The following is a 15,757-nucleotide window of genomic DNA, read 5'->3' as shown; positions in this document are numbered from 1 at the left end:
GGGAAGTGGTCAGCGGTCCCATGAAGGCATCGGAAAAGCCAACCCCCAGTTTGCCACCGAGGTAGTCCAGGCCCCAGTTGTCGGCGGCGTAGCGGGCGGCGTCGGTAATGTGGTTGTGCTTGAGCGCGACCTTACCATCGAGGCTGTTGATCAAGCCCAGCATCCTTGCCACCGGATTGACGCCTGACTCGGGCTCGGAGGAGTGGGCGGAAACGCCGGTGACCGTCAGCGTGACGTCCTTGCCGACGACCTTGGCGGTCACCTCGAAGTTGCCGCCGTTGCGCTTGGCATAATCAGTGCCGGCCTGCTGCAGGCTGGCGGCCAATTCGGCGGGCTTGTCACCCACAACGGTGGCAACCGAGGTCGACGGAATCTGGTTGGTGGCCAAGCCGCCCGTCATTGAAGTAATTTCGGCGCCTTTGCCCTCTGCGGCACGTCGGGCAAAGCTCGCCATGACGGTACCGTAGCCTTTCTCGGCAATCACTACTGGATAGCCGCCATCCAGCGCCAGGTTGTAGTCGGGTGTCGGGTTGTGTTCGAAGTAATAGGGGATGGCGTCGCCGGTGGTTTCCTCGGTGGTGTCTACCAGCAGTTTGAAATTCCTCGCCAGTGGCAATTTCTCTTCCTTGATGATCTTCATGGCGTAGAGCGCCACCACGATACCGTTCTTGTCATCCTCGGTGCCCCGGCCGTACATGCGGTCGCCGACCTGGGTGACCTTGAACGGATCGAGCCGGGTGCCATCTTTCAGGACCCAGTTTTCCGGAGTCACGGGGACTACGTCGGCATGCGCGTGAATGCCCACGACTTCATCGCCATCGCCTTCGAGGGAGATTTCATAGACGCGGTTGTCGATGTTGCGAAAGTTCAGGTTGAAAGCCTGGGCAAGGCCCTTGAGCTTGTCGGCGATCTTGATGAATTCGGGATTCTCGTGCTGGGCAACGCCCTCCACGCGGAAGGTCGGGATTGCTACCAGTTCGCGCAGAGTCTCGGTGGCAGCGTTGCCGTACTTCACCCGCGCGTAGATGCCAAGCAGGCGATGGATCTCGTTCTGTTGTTCAGGAGCAAKGGGCTTGTTGTCCTGGAAAGCATTGATTGCCGGGCCGAAGTAGGCGGTTTGGGCGAGGTCGCTCTTGGCCAGGCTACCCAGGAACTGCCTGAAATCCGTAACTGATGTATCGCTGAAGGTCTTGAGGATGGTCGCGCTCTGGAGCGGTGTGATGTTGGCATGAGCTGACGTGGTGAACGCCAAAAGGCTGGCCAGTATCAAGGTTGTCGCGGCCAGTTGCTTGAGTGAGAAGTCCATTGCTGGGAGCATTCCTTTGCAGGTGGTTTGTCAGAAATTTCTGATCGATGAGACAGAAACATTTCCAAACTAACACCATGAGGAAGTGGTACGGGAGTCCCTGAAGTGAGATCTGTCGCACAGAAATGCAAAAGCGACGCAGAAACGAAAAAGCCCGGGGAAGGTTTCCAGGGCTTTCGGAGTCGTCGAGCTCTCATCCCGAGGTTTCTTCGGTGGAGCGGCTGACTCACGCGATGAGGGTGCGCACTAACGAGGCTGCGTTGCGGTCCGTMGTCAGGTTTCGGGTATCTGTGCGGGTTTTCGGAATCTGGCGGTCTGAAGTAGTGTCTGAAATATAAAGAGCTGACTGCGTATATTAACTTCTTATCGCTTTTTGATAGAGAACATAGTGGCTGTTATATCCTTTGTGGGGGTTTTGTAACTGAAATGTCACGGGCGACGCTCGAATAGTTCACTCGTCTTAGTGTGAGCTACATAAGAAAAACTCATTGACACCCTAAAAGTTGCACGCGTACTATTTGGGCGTAGTTAACGTTGACTACAGGAGAATAATAGGGTCAGGGAATGACTAACTCGCCATAGTGACACACGCAGTGTGTACATCCTACGTCCCGCGACTCTATACCCTGCTTTTCTGCAGGCTATATTCTGCTTATCTTGTTATTTGATTGTTTTGTATCCCGAGTCAGGTATTAGGTTTGTTCGGTTTCGCAAAAGACAGCGCTATCTATAGATATGAATGCACTTCACGTGGTCGGCTGGACACTGGTCATGTGTGAGCGTGCCTTTACGTTGTTGGCGTGGCGCTTCCGGCATGGCCGATCAGGCCGCCTTGGAACCTTGATGCAGTCGTCTATATATTCATAAGGAGCTGAATATGTTTGTCCGTAGTATCTCTGATGTTGAAAAAACCGATTTTTTTGTCGAGTGGGGGGCTGGCACCAGCCACCGTTTGCTAACGGAGATGGATGGCATCGGCTTTACTATCTGCCACACAGTGGTGCGAGCTGGTACGGAGTCCTTTCTTCATTATCGCAATCATCTTGAGGCCTGCTATTGCATTGCCGGTGAAGGGGAGATTGAGGATATGGATGGCATGGTTCATCCGATTCGCCCGGGCGATATGTATGTATTGGACAAACATGATCGTCACTATCTGCGGGGTGGCAAGTTTACGGACCTCATCCTGGTCAGTGTTTTCAATCCTCCGCTTGTGGGGACCGAACGTCACTCGATAAATAATCAGAGCGCCTCCTCTTATTGAGCAGCGAACTTCCAGTTCGGTACTTCGCCACTTTGAAACCTCACCTGGTACTTCCCCGGATGACGCGTTTTGGTTGTTGCGCGCAGGTAAAGTTTATTCGAATCAATGACAAAGTTATCAACGCTGGAGCAGACCCGACTTCGACGTTTTACGCGCCGATAAGGGTGGGCGTACAGGTCCGTTGTGTGGCAGGTCTTCATTTGCGGAATTGATGATATGAAGTTGTTTAGACCGTTGCGTCAGCGGCCTGTGGCGTTGCTGTGGGGAGGGCTGGCGCTATCTTCGATCGGCGACGAATTGTTCGCGATCGCCGTCGCCTGGATGGCGGTGCAGATCGCCGGCACCGATGCGAGTTGGCTTAGTGCGTTGCGCGGCGGCGCCGCGCTGGCGGGTGCGTTGCTGGGAGGGATCTGGGCCGAACGCTGGGACCATCGGCGCACGATGATCGGTGCCGACCTCGCACGGGCCGGGCTCGCGCTGATTCCGATGTTGGCCTGGGTGCTGGGTATCATGAGCCTGTGGATGCTGGCGGTGCCAGTCATGCTCATGATGATCGTCAACTCTTTGTTCGAACCGGCCTTGCGCGCCAGCTTGCCACGCATTGTCGCGGCGCCGGACCAGTTGCAGGCCGTCAACGCGCTGTTCGACGCGATCATCCGGGTCGCTCGGGTGATCGGACCGATGCTGGCCGCGGCCATTACGCTGCTGATTCCGCTTGAACATCTGTTTACCCTCAATAGCCTGACGTTCCTGATCTCGGCCTGGGCGGTGATGAAACTGAGCAAGGCATTGCCTCGTCAACCGGTCAAGGTGACGAGTCGGCGTGCCGCCTTCACTGCCGGTTGGCGCAGCCTTGTCCGTCGCCGGCAGATGCAGGCGGTGTATGTGTGTGCCGGGTTGGGCAACGTCGCCTGGAGTCTGGGCATTTCCATCGGCATGGCGCTGGCTGTGGTCAAGTACGACATCCAGGGTTTCGGTGTACAGGGCTTTGCCGCCTACGGCCTGATCATGGGCGCCTATGGCTGTGGCAACCTGATCTCTATTTTTGTCGTCGGTAACCTGCATATCCGCCGCCTGTATGGGGGCTTTACCTTCGGCTCCGTGGTCAACGGCCTGGGCATTGCGACCATCGGTGCGGCGGTGATGTATCTACCAGCGGAGTACGTCCTGGCCGGGATGATGTTCGGCGCCGGCCTGGCCGCGCTCGGCGGGCCGCTGATCGACATTTCATTCATCTTGCTGATTCAAACCACATTCAAGCAAAGCGAGATCGCCGGGCTGGCAAGGTTGCGCTTTGCCGCGCTGGGTGCCTCCATCCTCATTGCCGGGGCCTGCGGTGCGGCACTTTATGCGCGGTTCGAAACCGGCATGGTCATCGTCGGTAGCGGGATTTTTGAAGTCATCGTCGGTGCGATTGTATTGCTCGTTCCCAAGGACAATGAAGCGGCCAACGCGAACACGGGCGAAGAGCCTCTGGTGGATGGCAACGAGGTAGCCCAATGAGACCTTTTCATCACTATGTGAAAGACCACGCCGAGCATACGCCAGAGAAGATCGCACTGGCTGTCGCAGGGCAGCAGCTCACTTACGCTGAGCTGGATGAGCTGGCTGGCGCGGTGGCTCAACAGTTGCTGGCAACGGGGATGACGGCGGGGGACCGGGTCGCACTGCATGCGCCTACTTCCCTCGAAACGATTGCCTGCGCGCTCGGCGTGATGAAGGCCGGGTTCGTGCTGGTCCTGATGCATTACGGTATTGCCGCCGAAAAACTCATCCATCAGCTCAACGATATCAAGGCAAAGACCCTGATCGTACCGGCTGGTGCAAGCCTCGACGAACTGACCGGGAAGGTCGATCTACAGTTCGTCCTGCACATGGGCGAGCGATTCAGCCCGGGCCAGTGGCGCACCACTGGATTCGATGGCTTGAACGAGGTGTTTCCTGTGTGCGACGGGGCGCTGAACGGTGCCGAGGTTTGCGTGATTTTCCACACGAGCGGCTCGACGAAGGACGCCAAGGGCGTCGCGGTCAGCAACCGCAACATGCTGGCGGCCTACGACGCGGTGTCTAGCTATCTGGGCAACTTCGAGGATGCGGTCGTACTGAATTTCTCACCCCTGCATTTCGATTATGGCTTCTACAACATCATGATGCCGTTGCTCGGAGGCGGTCGCTCGGTGACCGAGAATGCGCTGCCCGAACGGCCCGAGCAGATGCTTGAGCTGATTCGGCAACATGGCATCACCGCGATGCATATCCTGCCGCCCGCCGTTCACTTTCTGTTGCAGGCCGAACCGGACGCGTTTCAAGTCGAAGTATTCAAATCCCTGAAGTACATCGCCAGCAGCGGGCAAGCGCTGCCGCCCAAGCATATACGTCAATTACGAGCGTCCCTTCCAGGTGTTGCTGTTTATTCCATGTATGGCCTGACCGAGTGCAAGCGGGTCGCGTATCTGCCGCCGGAGCAGCTCGATCAACGTCCCGGGTCAGTTGGCAAGCCGATTCCCGGGGTCAAGGTTTTCCTCGTTGACGAAGACCTGCAACGTATCACCCAGCCAGATCGGGTGGGTGAACTGGTCGTCGCTGGCGATCTGGTAATGCTCGGCTACTGGAACAAACCGGAGCTGACCCGGCGTGTGCTCAGAAACGATCTGTTCGGCGAGGCGCGGGTCTATTTCACCGGCGACCTGTTCAGGATGGACAGCGAGCAGTACCTGTATTTCGTCGGCCGCAAGGACAACGTTTTCACCCGGCGCACGTTTCAGGTCAACCCCAGGGAAATCGAGCAGGTCATCCTCTCGCACGAGGCCGTCAGCGAGGTCGTCGTGATCCCTCTGCCGGATGAAGTTGCCGGGCATGTTCCCAAGGCCTGTGTGGTCCTGAAAAAAGGCTGTGAGTTGTCGGTTGACGCGCTTGTCCAGTACTGCGCCACGCAGTTGGATTGGTACATGGTGCCCGGCGTTGTCAGTTTTCATGAGGCGTTGCCACGCAACCTCAACGGTAAAACGACGGCGCATCTCTTGGCAGCCGGCGCTGTGGCCATTTAATAAACATTCAATGCGTAAACGGAATTACGGAAATGATCACCGATTCGAATCCTGCCTTTGTCGATTCTGCGATGAACAAGCTGGCCGACTATTTTGACGACTTGGCCAGAGGCAAGGTCCAGGTGCCCAGGCAGCCTGTGACAACGAGAATACGCGAGCAGATTCAGGACCAGGAGGTGCTGGCCTACCATGATCTGCTGGTGGCGCAGACCGGTCCGCTTTTTTCGCATTTTCTGGCCAGCGTGCCGGGTATTCTGGAAGAGCTTTCCCATGTCGGCGTGGCGCTTGCCCGCTATACCCTCGAGCGGCGCAAACAGGACGATCGAGTTTTCACTTTGTGGGAGATTGATGCGTTTGATGGGAGTAGCGGCAGGTCGTTGGCTAAATACGCCAAGGGCGCAATACGGACGCTGACCAACTCACCGAACAAGGCGAACCAGATCCATTTCGACGCTCATGCCGACAAGGAACTTTGCACGTTCCACTCTGGGTCGTTTCTTCAGGTGAACCGCGAGATCGTAGCGCAAGCGTTGGATTCGCAGGTGCCGTTTCGTGGGGTTGACTATCTCTATGAGATGGCGGCTTTCCAGTTCTATGGCAGAAACAGGGACGAGCATCTGAAAGGTGTTTCGAGTTTCCTGCGTGAGGATGGCCTCGCATTCTTCCTGGAGAAATTCAATCAGCCCGAGGTCGACGAGTACTACCGGCGGGAACGGGTAAAGGACGAACAGCACAAGGCTCATTACTTTTGCGAGGAGGAAATAGCCTGGAAAAGGAATGCCATGTTGTCGCAGATGGAGAATGGCCAGATTCATTTTTCCGATTTCGTCGAAGCAGCGACCCGTTATTTTGCGCATGTCTATCTCATCTGGAACGGCACCAACTTCTATGAGTTTGTTGCCTCCAACGACGAGAACAGCATCACCCGGTTTATCGAACTGCTTGGCCAGCCCTTTATCCCCCATGGTTTCTGCTTCGAACATCCGGTTGTCAGGAAGCTCTCACAGCCTGCGGCTGATCGTTAGGAGGCGGTTTTGATGGATTGGATGACAGAGTTGCCATTGGGACATCATGAAACCTGCGATCGAGCCAGGGCACTCCTCGGGCGATGGCGGACTCTTGCCGCTGAAACTGAGCGGGCCCGCTGTATTTCGCGGCAGACTGTAGACGACTTGCTTGCCGGAGAGCTTATGCAGTTGTTCGTGCCAAGACGTTATGGCGGACTGCAACGCAATTGGCCAACCCTGGTTGAAACCTCTCGAATTGCCGCGCGGGTTTGTCCGTCGACCGGTTGGATGATTGGCCTTGTGGGCAGCCATGCGGCGATTGTCGGGCGGCTTCCTTACTCATGCCAGGAGAAGGTCTTTGCCGATGGGCCGGGGCAAATCATTGCCACTGCCTCTGTGTCCAGGGATCTCTCGATCCTGAAAGTTGACGGTGGCTTTCGCGTTAGCGGAACCTGGCGTTTCAGCTCGGGGATCGATCATGCCAGCTGGGTTATCGTATCCGCGCGCCGGGATAATCCTGCGGATGTATCGCCTGGTCATCCGTTGTTAATCACTCTCAGGGCTGAGCAGGTTCAGATCGAAGATGCCTGGCACGTCGCTGGCATGTGCGGTACCGGATCGAAGGATCTACGACTGGACGATGTATTTGTGCCAGACGATTGGGTGGTCTCGCAATCGGAGTGTTTCGGCCCCGCCCCGGTAGGCGCCCGGCACAATCCGGATGGCTACCTGTTTGATGTGGAGTTCATTCCGTATCTGGGCAGTCTGCACATCGGCCCTGTGCTTGGTTGCGCGGAGGGTGCGTACGACGACTGCATTGCAGCACTGCGCAAGCATGAATCAACGAAGGAGGGCGGGGCATTAAAGGCTCGGCCAATCTTGCTGGAACGACTCGCGGAAAGTGCTGCGCAATTGAGCTGCGCCAGGCACCTTTACCAAGCCATTACCTTTTTACTCCATAGTGCAGGTGTTGCAGGCAGGTCACTGTCGCTGCAAGAGCTGGTCACCCTCAAGCGAGATCGTGCCTATCTGATTCGGTTGTGCGTGCAGGCTGTTCAACGGCTGGTGTGGCAAATGGGAACTGCGGCGATTTTTGATGCGAGTCCGGTGCAACGACACTGGCGCGACATTCAGGTGATGGCGTCCCATATGGATGTGAATTGGGACACCGCCATGCTCGCTTATGGGGATTTTGTGCTGGATCAGCGCCAAGCTGATCCAGCTATGAATGGTTATCGCACTTAGCCAGGGGGGACACCGTCGAGGGAGATTTCATAGTCGATCACGTCTTTGCCGATCATGCCCACTCCTGTTTTTGGAGTAAAAGAAACTCCTTTGATTTCAACAGGTCAGACGCTAGCTGCGAGTCTGGTTATTATGTTGTCCGTATTGGAAAAAGGGGCATTGGCCTCTTTTTTCGTGCCGACGATTTCAGGGCTTTGCCGCCAGTATCCTCCCTCAATCCAACTTAAAGATTCCAAGCATGAACCTACGCAAAATGGCAGTGGGGCTGTCGGCCCTTGTTTTGTTCTCGAGCGGTGCGGCAGAAGCTCGCAACCTGCTGGACTTCCTTAAACCGCCCAGCCAGCACGAGGAACAAGGGCACCGTTCAGGCTCAATCAGCCAGAGCGCGGCGATCGACCTGTATTCAAGCAAGCAGCAACAGGCATCGTTTGATGGGTGCGCAGACCTGTTTCCGGCAGCCAGGCCGATCAGCATGACCAGCGTGCCTGCAACGATGAAACCCTTGGCCCTGTGTTCCGACAACTTTGCGGTGCTGTATTCGCAAACCAGCAAGACGCCATTGGTTGTGGTTGAGCGTCTGAATTCAGCCCAGTTGGCGGATGCCAAAGGAGAGGAGCGAACCAATCAGTTCTATCCGGACCCACGCATTCCCAAGGACGGGCGGGCAGAGTTGAGCGATTACCGTGGCCAGCATCCGGCCGTGGATCGTGGTCATCAGTCCCCGGCCGCCGATGCCCCGAATCCGCATGCAATGGCCCAGACCTTTGCACTGTCGAACATGGTGCCGCAAGACCCGACCAATAACCGGAAGATCTGGAGCAAGGTCGAGTCTGATGTCAGAAAGTTCGCGAAGCGCGCCGATGGCAATGTCTTTGTCTTCACCGGCCCGCTCTTTGATGCAGGTCATGCCACCATTGGCGACAACAAGGTCTGGGTGCCAAACCGCCTGTTCAAACTGGTGTACGACGCTTCGTCCAAACGTGCCTGGGCTTATGTGCTACCTAACGCGGAAACCCGCATTGAGAAGCCGGTGGACTATGAGACTTTTGTGAAGATCACCGGACTCAACCTGCTGGGAAATCTGCCGGTCTCGGGTTCGGTGGGTCGCTCTTGATCTTCAAGGGACCACTTTGCTGAATGCCATGCCGTTGACCAACGCTGACTGTTCAGCTGAGGTCACGGCTTGCGAGCCAGACAAAACACGCTCAGACCGGCCAGACGGTTTACCTTCATGAACGGAAGTTCGAGGGTGCACAGCGTCTTCAGCAGGGTATTGACCAGCGGATGATGGCGCTTGAGTTGCGAGCGTGGCGCCGACGGTTGTGCGCCTGTTGGCAACAACCGCAGGGTTGCCGCAATCGGGAACACCAGGCCGAAGTAATAGACCCCTTGTATCACCGTCAAGCCGGCGTCCCTGGCCACTGTTTCCAGTTGCGGCAAGGTGTAGCGACGCTTGTGCTCGAGAAACTCATCGTGCCCGCTCCAGAGAAACCGGAACGCCGGCACCGTCATCAGGAAACGGCTGCCGGACGGGACTTTATCGACATAGGCCTTGAGCAATCCGACGTCATCATCGACATGCTCCAGCACGTCCATCAACAGCACCAGATCGGTGTCCACTGAATCAATTGAACGACGGTAGTGCAGCGGTTTACCGGCGGTTGTGGTGTCCGAGTCCGTCTCATAGCTGATATCCACGCACCAGGCCTCGGTCGCGGTTGTCCGGGTCAACAGGTGATGGGTGAAAAAGCCGGAACCGGCGCCAATGTCGAGAATCCTTTTGACGGGGGTATCGCCCAGCAGTCGAGTCATCGCCGCGGCTTTTGAACAGTAATACCAATGCTGGCCGATGCTTGATCCGAGAATGTCGATTTCCTTGAGATCCATGGTTCAGTCCTTGATGGTGTAGACCCGGCGCACCAGAAAAACCGCTCGGCGCTTTGTATCGATGCAGGTTCTGCGCGGATATTCACCCAACACTCCGATGCCGATCAGTTGCGGACCACCGGCAAAGGTGACGGCGACCATCAGCGAAGCGTAGCTCAAGGCGGYAAACATCTTCCCATGGGTGTAGGGCGGGATGCGATGGCAGTGAGCTCGAGCGAGGCGTCTGCGTCAGGCTTGAGAGTCCGGGATTGTCTTGCTGCAGGTCGACGAAATAACTCGTTCGGGCTCTTGCAGACGGGAAAATCCCTGCTTAACTCTGAACCTCCGGTCAGTCAGTGACTTATCAGTCACAAAGACCGTCCGGGAAGTCGCTCACGCTGTGCGCTTGGTTAAATTTGTTCAGGGAAGAAAATGACATGATGCCGAAAACTGCCATCGTCGAGATTTGCAAGAAGTACAAGGTTTATACACTATCTCAACGCCGCCGCTGACAAAACCATCATTCTGGTCAACGGCTCGCTGGCAACTACCGCATCCTTTGCTCAAACGGTGCGTTACCTGCAGCCGCGATTCAATGTGGTGCTGTACGACCAGCCTTACGCCGGTCAGTCGAGAGAGCACAACCTCCATGGCCAACCGATCCGAAAGGAAGACGAGGCGCAGATCCTGCTGGAATTGATCGAGCACTTTTCCGTGCACCATGTGCTGTCCTTTTCCTGGGGCGGCGCGGCGACCTTGCTGGCGCTGGCCCAGCGACCGCGTCGAATCGAGAAGGCGGTGATCAATTCATTTGCAGCGCGGATCAATACGCCGATGCGCGATTACCTGGAGAGCGGCCTGAATTTTCTCCAGGCCTGTGATCGGCCCAATGTCGGGCACTTGATCAACAGCACCATCGGCAAGCACCTGCCATCGTTGTTCAAGCGTTTCAATCACCGGCATGTCAGCAGCCTGGCCGAACACGAATACCGGCAGATGCATTTCCACGTCAACGAGATCCTGACCCAGGACATCCACTGCTACTCCGTCTGTGCCGACGCGATCGAAGTCCCGATGTTGTTCGTCAACGGCGAATGGGATGAATACACCTCGGTGGAGGACGCCAGGCTTTTTGCCGCTCATGCCCGTCAGTCCCGGTTCCATACCATCAAGAACGCCGGGCACTTCCTCGATATGGAACACCCGGCGGCCTGGCATGACACACGGCAGGCCTTGCTCGGTTTTCTGCAGCCGGCTTGCGACACACCGAGCCAAGTCCGTCATCACGCTTACAGTAGAGAAGCATCACTGATGTGATGCTACGCCAGGATAATGTGTTTCAGCTTGGCGTTCAGTGCAGCGAACGCTGCTTCGGCGCTCGCCTTGTGGTTGGTGATGAGCACATCGATGCGCTCTGGCGGACAAAAGGCTACGCGGCTCTCCACGCCGATCTTGCTGTAGTCGGCGAGGATGACCACGCGTTCGGCATACTCGGCCATGGCGCGGGCCACTTCGGCCTCACGGTGGTCGTAGTTGCTGGCACCGCGCTGGGCGTCGATGCCGACGGGCGACAACAGCGCGAGGTCGGCCCGATAACGGCCAATCTCAGCCACCGTGGTGCCGCCAACCGTAGCGGGAGCACGGTCGTCGAGCGAACCGCCGAGCACAATCACCTCGTTGTGCTGGCCGCCCGAGGCGGCGGGGTTACGCAATTGCAGCGCCACGTTGAACGAGTTGGTGATCACGGTCAGCCCGCCCAGCTTGGCCAGCTCTTCGGCAAGGATGACAGTGGTGGTGCCCGCGTCGATAAACACGGTCTGCCCGCGCGACAGCAGGCCGACCGCTGCACGCGCGAGGTCACGCTTGAATTTGACGTTGCTGTGCGCCCGCTCGGCGATGGGTGCTTCGTCTTCGACGCGAATGGCGCCGCCGTGTATCCGCTTCAACTCCCCGAGGTCTTCCAGAGCGACCAGATCGCGCCGCACGGTCTCGCGTGAAACATTCAGCTCCGTGACGATGCGGTCGGTGGTGACGCGCTGCAAGGTCGATAGCAGTGCGCGGATTCGCTGGTAACGCTCTTCTTGCCACATGCCGGGTGTCCCTGCTGTTTGAGTTGCTGTCCGAGCACGCATTGTGGAGGGGCGTCGGTCACTGTCAAGTTCGCTCCGGCCCCCATCAGCATGGGGCAGACGCGGTCTGCGAATCATCAAAATGTAATATTGTGGCAATATTGTATTTTTGTGTATTTGAAGTTAGCCTCATCGCGGGACGGTTTTTCTCCCCTCGTCCCTATATTCGAAACACGCTTTCGCCATCGCCTCGGTCGTAACCTATCGTCTAGAAGTAGGAGCTATACCATGCAGCGTCGCCAGTTTCTGAACACCCTCGCTACTGTTTCCGTCGTAACCCCGCTGTTGTTGTCCTCCCGTATAACGCAAGCCGCCACGCCCGCGGCCACACCGAGCGCGCTGGATCCGGCGCGCTGGTCGCCACTGAACAGCCAGCGCCTGCAGGCGGTGATTGACCAGCACGGCGTCAAAAGCGCGTCCTACCGTCCTGACCAGCGCCCGTACGCGGTGTTCGACTGGGACAACACCTGCATCATGAATGACTGTGAAGAAGCGCTGCTGGTCTACCAGATCAATCATTTGCAATACAAGCTGACGCCCGACGAGTTCGCCGCCGTGCTGCGCCAGGACGTGCCGAACGGCGCGTTCATGAAGGACTACACCACAGTGGACGGCAAGCCGGTCACCATGGAAGACATCTCCAGCGATGTGGAAGCTGATTACCGCTGGTTGCACGCCAACTACAAAGGGCTTGCCGGCGACAAAAGCCTGGAAGAGATCCAGGCCAGCGAGCAGTACAAGGATTTTCTCGCCAAGCTCTACTTCATGTATGACGCGATCTGCGACAGCTACCCGGTGGAAATCGGCTACAAGTGGATTCTGTACTTCTACAAGAACATGACCACGGCCGAATTGCAGGCGATGGCCGAGGCCTCCAACAACTACGCCATGGGCGATGCGCTGCGCAAGGTCAAGTACGAGAGTTCACGCACGTTGCCGGGCAAGGCAGGGGTGGTGGCGGACACGCACTTCCATGGCATTCGCATCCATGAGGAAATCCGTAGCCTGATGCACACGTTGCGCGCCAATGGTATCGACGTCTACGTCAGCACCGCCTCGATCGACGACGTGGTGCGGGTGTTCGCCGGCCATCCCAACTACGGCTACGGCGTACCGCCCGAGAACGTGATCGGCCTGCGCATGGCGATGGAAAACGGCAAGTACACCAGTCGCTATCAACCGGACTGGCACTTCAATTACGGGCCGGGCAAGACTGTTGGCATCAAGAACGTGCTGGTGAAACAGAAGGGCTATGGCCCGGTGCTGGTGGCCGGTGACAGCGACGGTGATGCGTGGATGCTGCGCGACTTCAACGACACGGCGGTGGGCGTGATCGTCAATCGTATGAAGAAAGGCGAGATTGGTGCCGACAGCCAGCAGGCTGCCACCCAGTTGGGTAAGCCGGACGCCCGTTTCATCCTGCAAGGACGCGACGAGCACACCGGTCTGATGATACCGGACGAAAAATCGCTCAAGTACGGTAAAGACGAACGTAAGCTGCTGGCCTGATGGTGCTGGCTCGCGGGTGGTCGACGGCCATCCGCGAGCTGCAGTGCACGACTCTGATCAGCTTGGCCAGAGACAGGAACTAAACCCTCCAATACCGTCTACAGTGCAGGGGATAATCCCTTTCTGAGAGAACGGACATGTTCAGATCGCGCTCGTTGATAGCAGCTGTTACCTGCCTCGCCCTTGTGGCAGGTTCTGCGACAGTTTTTGCCGACCCGGGTAATGGTGGTCAGGGCCATGGAAACCAGGGAGGTCATGGCAAGGGCAAAAAGCCGTACGAAGACGGAAACTGGGACCAAGGCCCGAGAATCGACCGTGGCAGTGTGCTTGGCGTCATCGGTGGTTACCGCGACTACTGGAGACCAGATCCGACATTGCCACCCGGCATCCAGAAAAAACTCGCTCGTGGAAAACCCCTGCCTCCCGGAATTGCCAAGAAACTGGATGGTCGGCTGGTCGGTCGATTGCCTCACTACGAGGGTTATGAATGGCAGCAGGCCGGGACTGATCTGATTCTTGTCGCTATTACTACCGGGATCATTTATGAGGTTCTAAACGGCGCTCTCGATCAGTAGGTGGGGCGCCGTTGAGTCAATGTTCGCATCGTCCCGTTTGTGCGGCTGGCTAACAAGAAGGAATCGGCTGCCAGCGCAGCCGATTCCATCAATGCAGGGGCATGGATCCGTTCGTCGTTTGTTCTGAACTACAAGCAAGCGCTTTTGTCAGACAATTTGTAAAAAACGAACCACTATGGAATCTATCATGCCTTTGAAAAACAAGAAGCTAGCCGCAGTTATGTCGTGCGTATTGATGCTTGCTGCCGCGCCTATACTCCCCGCCGGGTTGTCTGTAATGGGTACGGCCTATGCCAAAGAAGGTGGTGGTCACGGCGGCGGTAATGGCGGCGGTAATGGTGGTGGAAATGGTGGCGGCGGCGGAAATGGCGGCAGCGGCGGCGGTGGTGCTCATGCGGGTGAAGGTCACTCTGCGGGCGCCAAGAGCAATGGTCGCGCTGAAGGCCAGGAAACCGATCACGACGGCCGGGCTGTTCGAGACCGTGGATTGAGCGGTAAACACCTTGGACGTGATCGCGATGACCACGTTGGACGTGACCGTGATGACCACCTTGGACGTGATCGCGATAGCCATCGTGGTCATGGGGCAGTGACTTCGGGTGTTGCGCACTCGAAAGCAACGCGAGGGGTGACGAAAGCGACGGCTATCTCGGCGACAACGCCCGGTGATCACAATGCAAAAGGTTTGAGTAAGGCAGTGACTTCGACCACTGACAAAATCCGATAAGCACAACGCATTCAAAAAGCCGGGAAGCCATTGGTTGCCCGGCTTGATGAGAAGGTCAGTATGACCGAGAAGCCCTGCAGGTTTGCGCTTGCAGGGCTTTTCTCGTTTTCGGCCGGGGATCGGCTACAGTTGAGAAGTCRTCGATAGGGAGATCTCATATGAAGTGCTTAATTTGTCAGGCTGCCGCCAAGACTGTTCACGCGCTGGGAGACTGCTCAGAGGTCAAATGCACAGCCGGTTGTGGACACTTCAAAGTCTCGGCCAATCTTGTTGCGAAAATGACGTTGACGCACGAATCATTTGACCTTGAACGTACAAGGCGATGGCTTGAGATGGCCCGCAATGATGATCCAGTGCCCTTGATATCGACCTACGATTACAACGTTTCCCTATTGCATTGCGATGCCGAAGGGAAGATGGCCAGTCGGCCAAATCGTTCCAGGGAATCGGTAACGTCGGATTAGATGGAGGTTTTTGCTTCGAGGTGACGAAGCGGCCAGCGACTGCCTGGCTGCTTTTTTACTGCCGTCTGCCATCCTTGCTAATTTGATATGACGGTCCTGTTTCTCCCGCTGGACTTGGCGATGTATAGCGCTTTGTCGGCGATATCCACCAAGCTCTCTACCGTGTCGACCTCCAGCTCGGAGAGTGAACTAATGCCAATACTGATGGTGACGACCCCTAGCGGAGAGTCGCTGTGTTGGATTTGAGCGTGCTCCAAATCGAGTCGGATTTTTTCGGCCAGCAGGAAAGCCCCGACATAATCGGTGTTTGACAGTACAACGGCAAACTCTTCCCCGCCGTACCGGGCGGCGAGATCACCGGTTCGGTTTACATGCTTTCTAATGATTGCGCCCACGGCCTTCAGGCACTCATCACCCTGTACGTGGCCGTAGAGGTCGTTGTAGCTCTTGAAGAGGTCAACATCGATCATGATCAGTGCCGTGCCGTCCAGTTTCTTGCGTTTTTTCCTGGCAACTTCAGCTTCTATGAAGAAATCAAAATGGCGTCGGTTGGCCAGCCGTGTCAGTCCATCTTCAAGGGCCATCAAACCCAGAATCTTATTGGCTTCAATGTAGTCT

Annotated in this window: 13 protein-coding genes and 2 pseudogenes; 10 read left to right on the top strand and 5 right to left on the bottom strand. The window is 56.8% G+C overall.

Annotated features, from left to right (window positions below; all coding sequences use genetic code 11):
* Positions 1–1,306, bottom strand: a 1,306-nt coding sequence (locus AC1DH9_RS05560) for a dipeptidase (RefSeq protein ID WP_477807903.1), incomplete at its 3' end; no start/stop codon positions are given.
* 877 nt (positions 1,307–2,183) lie between these two features.
* Here AC1DH9_RS05560 and AC1DH9_RS05555 point away from each other — a divergent pair.
* The 6 genes from AC1DH9_RS05555 (at position 2,184) to AC1DH9_RS05530 (ending at position 8,983) form a co-directional block, all read left to right on the top strand.
* Entirely contained in the window at positions 2,184–2,570 is a 387-nt protein-coding gene (locus AC1DH9_RS05555) for an ectoine synthase (protein WP_429538171.1), read from the top strand.
* 216 nt (positions 2,571–2,786) lie between these two features.
* A complete protein-coding gene (locus tag AC1DH9_RS05550; RefSeq protein WP_427538587.1) occupies positions 2,787–4,073 on the top strand; it encodes an MFS transporter in 1,287 nt (428 codons plus the stop codon).
* Entirely contained in the window at positions 4,070–5,617 is a 1,548-nt protein-coding gene (locus tag AC1DH9_RS05545) for a class I adenylate-forming enzyme family protein (protein WP_477749083.1), read from the top strand. Before AC1DH9_RS05550 ends, AC1DH9_RS05545 begins: the two co-directional genes overlap by 4 nt.
* A gap of 32 nt (positions 5,618–5,649) precedes the next feature.
* Positions 5,650–6,642 carry a class I SAM-dependent methyltransferase gene (locus AC1DH9_RS05540; RefSeq protein ID WP_427538592.1) on the top strand — a complete coding sequence of 331 codons (993 nt, stop codon included), beginning with the start codon at positions 5,650–5,652 and terminating at the stop codon, positions 6,640–6,642.
* Positions 6,643–6,807: 165 nt separating this feature from the next.
* Positions 6,808–7,869: an acyl-CoA dehydrogenase family protein gene (locus AC1DH9_RS05535; protein ID WP_477807902.1), complete on the top strand. Its 1,062-nt coding sequence runs from the start codon at positions 6,808–6,810 to the stop codon at positions 7,867–7,869.
* Positions 7,870–8,107: 238 nt separating this feature from the next.
* Positions 8,108–8,983, top strand: coding sequence for a DNA/RNA non-specific endonuclease (locus AC1DH9_RS05530; RefSeq protein ID WP_427538598.1), 876 nt, complete (start codon positions 8,108–8,110; stop codon positions 8,981–8,983).
* A gap of 62 nt (positions 8,984–9,045) precedes the next feature.
* Here the strand turns inward: AC1DH9_RS05530 and AC1DH9_RS05525 are convergent, their stop codons facing one another.
* On the bottom strand, positions 9,046–9,756 hold the full coding sequence (locus tag AC1DH9_RS05525) for a methyltransferase domain-containing protein (protein WP_427538601.1): 711 nt from the start codon (positions 9,754–9,756) through the stop codon (positions 9,046–9,048).
* A 3-nt stretch (positions 9,757–9,759) separates the two neighbouring features.
* Positions 9,760–9,909 (bottom strand): annotated as a pseudogene (locus tag AC1DH9_RS05520) (glycosyltransferase); the annotation flags it as partial.
* 263 nt (positions 9,910–10,172) lie between these two features.
* On the opposite strand from AC1DH9_RS05520, the pseudogene AC1DH9_RS05515 reads away from it, so the two are divergent.
* Positions 10,173–11,052: pseudogene (locus AC1DH9_RS05515) on the top strand (alpha/beta fold hydrolase).
* A gap of 2 nt (positions 11,053–11,054) precedes the next feature.
* Here the strand turns inward: AC1DH9_RS05515 and AC1DH9_RS05510 are convergent.
* Positions 11,055–11,825: a DeoR/GlpR family DNA-binding transcription regulator gene (locus AC1DH9_RS05510; protein WP_427538607.1), complete on the bottom strand. Its 771-nt coding sequence runs from the start codon at positions 11,823–11,825 to the stop codon at positions 11,055–11,057.
* A 267-nt stretch (positions 11,826–12,092) separates the two neighbouring features.
* Here AC1DH9_RS05510 and AC1DH9_RS05505 point away from each other — a divergent pair, with 267 nt between their 5' ends.
* The 3 genes from AC1DH9_RS05505 (at position 12,093) to AC1DH9_RS05495 (ending at position 14,675) form a co-directional block, all read left to right on the top strand.
* Positions 12,093–13,373, top strand: coding sequence for a haloacid dehalogenase-like hydrolase (locus tag AC1DH9_RS05505; RefSeq protein WP_427538610.1), 1,281 nt, complete (start codon positions 12,093–12,095; stop codon positions 13,371–13,373).
* Positions 13,374–13,510: 137 nt separating this feature from the next.
* Positions 13,511–13,948: an anti-virulence regulator CigR family protein gene (locus tag AC1DH9_RS05500; protein ID WP_427538613.1), complete on the top strand. Its 438-nt coding sequence runs from the start codon at positions 13,511–13,513 to the stop codon at positions 13,946–13,948.
* 187 nt (positions 13,949–14,135) lie between these two features.
* Positions 14,136–14,675 (top strand): hypothetical protein, encoded by a 540-nt coding sequence (locus AC1DH9_RS05495; RefSeq protein ID WP_427538652.1) that lies wholly within the window; start codon positions 14,136–14,138, stop codon positions 14,673–14,675.
* Positions 14,676–15,216: 541 nt separating this feature from the next.
* Here the strand turns inward: AC1DH9_RS05495 and AC1DH9_RS05490 are convergent.
* The coding region (locus AC1DH9_RS05490; RefSeq protein ID WP_477807901.1) for a GGDEF domain-containing protein at positions 15,217–15,757 on the bottom strand (541 nt) is incomplete at its 5' end.

The sequence above is a fragment of the Pseudomonas sp. 05T35 genome, from assembly GCF_056396605.1.
The sequence above is the reverse complement of the archived record's forward strand: the minus strand, read 5'-3'. Positions and strand labels throughout refer to the sequence as shown.

What these genes read in the sequence shown, in the direction of transcription:
- AC1DH9_RS05540 (WP_427538592.1), top strand. Translation starts at nt 5,650, where the DNA reads ATGATCACCGATTCGAATCCTGCCTTTGTCGATTCTGCGATGAACAAG.
- AC1DH9_RS05530 (WP_427538598.1), top strand. Translation starts at nt 8,108, where the DNA reads ATGAACCTACGCAAAATGGCAGTGGGGCTGTCGGCCCTTGTTTTGTTC.
- AC1DH9_RS05495 (WP_427538652.1), top strand. Translation starts at nt 14,136, where the DNA reads ATGCCTTTGAAAAACAAGAAGCTAGCCGCAGTTATGTCGTGCGTATTG.
- AC1DH9_RS05550 (WP_427538587.1), top strand. Translation starts at nt 2,787, where the DNA reads ATGAAGTTGTTTAGACCGTTGCGTCAGCGGCCTGTGGCGTTGCTGTGG.
- AC1DH9_RS05525 (WP_427538601.1), bottom strand. Translation starts at nt 9,756, where the DNA reads ATGGATCTCAAGGAAATCGACATTCTCGGATCAAGCATCGGCCAGCAT.
- AC1DH9_RS05535 (WP_477807902.1), top strand. Translation starts at nt 6,808, where the DNA reads ATGCAGTTGTTCGTGCCAAGACGTTATGGCGGACTGCAACGCAATTGG.
- AC1DH9_RS05510 (WP_427538607.1), bottom strand. Translation starts at nt 11,825, where the DNA reads ATGTGGCAAGAAGAGCGTTACCAGCGAATCCGCGCACTGCTATCGACC.
- AC1DH9_RS05555 (WP_429538171.1), top strand. Translation starts at nt 2,184, where the DNA reads ATGTTTGTCCGTAGTATCTCTGATGTTGAAAAAACCGATTTTTTTGTC.
- AC1DH9_RS05545 (WP_477749083.1), top strand. Translation starts at nt 4,070, where the DNA reads ATGAGACCTTTTCATCACTATGTGAAAGACCACGCCGAGCATACGCCA.
- AC1DH9_RS05505 (WP_427538610.1), top strand. Translation starts at nt 12,093, where the DNA reads ATGCAGCGTCGCCAGTTTCTGAACACCCTCGCTACTGTTTCCGTCGTA.
- AC1DH9_RS05500 (WP_427538613.1), top strand. Translation starts at nt 13,511, where the DNA reads ATGTTCAGATCGCGCTCGTTGATAGCAGCTGTTACCTGCCTCGCCCTT.